The 388-nt window shown below is 64.4% G+C and carries 1 pseudogene; it reads right to left on the reverse strand.

What is annotated here, in order from left to right:
- A pseudogene (locus MKK65_RS10780) lies at positions 1–388 on the reverse strand (hypothetical protein); the annotation flags it as partial.

A 388-nucleotide genomic window follows, 5' to 3' on the forward strand; every position in this document is an offset into this window, starting at 1 on the left:
GGTGAAGTTGCCGTTCGCGTCGGTGTTCCACACCGTGTACTGGTCCGCGCCCGTCACCTTCCAGGCCACCTGGTAGCCGGTGGCCGTCTTTTCCGCGCCCATCGGGGTCCAGCCAGCGAACTGACCCGTGGTCACGTCGGAGCCGCCATATTTGAGCGAGGGACCCGACCCGGTGCTGTCGTCCAGAAAGAACCCGCTGCCCACCTGATCCAGCCGCGTCGCCCCAAACGCTTCGATGGTCTTAGGCACGACCCCGATCTGGCCGTCGCTGTTCAGATCCTGCGCGAAGCTCTTTTCCAGCTTGAGCAGGGACGGGTCCGAACCCGACACCGTACCGACGGCGTATCCGGTGAAGTTGCCGTTCGCGTCGGTGTTCCACACCGTGTAC

Source organism: Methylobacterium sp. J-001, assembly GCF_022829565.1.
Lineage (GTDB): Bacteria > Pseudomonadota > Alphaproteobacteria > Rhizobiales > Beijerinckiaceae > Methylobacterium.